The 213-nt window shown below is 62.0% G+C and carries 1 protein-coding gene; it reads right to left on the reverse strand.

From position 1 onward, the window contains the following. Positions 1–213 (reverse strand): 1-deoxy-D-xylulose-5-phosphate synthase N-terminal domain-containing protein (locus Abci_RS13830; RefSeq protein ID WP_280513029.1); only part of this gene is annotated, 213 nt, incomplete at both ends.

The raw sequence follows: 213 nt of genomic DNA on the forward strand, positions 1-213 counted from the left end.
CAACGGGCGGCGCAATGGACATCTCGTTATCGTTAAGAATGACGATCAGCCGTTCCGCACCGGGGCCCGCCACGGCGGCGTTGTTCATGGCCTCATAGGCCATCCCGGCGGAAATGGAGCCATCACCGATGACAGCAATAACGTTGCGTTCTGCGTAGGCAGGGTCTTCCTCGGCACGCAGATGGTGCGCCACGGCCATGCCCAGACCAGCAG

This window comes from Acetobacter cibinongensis (genome assembly GCF_000963925.1).
Taxonomy (GTDB): Bacteria; Pseudomonadota; Alphaproteobacteria; order Acetobacterales; family Acetobacteraceae; genus Acetobacter; species Acetobacter cibinongensis.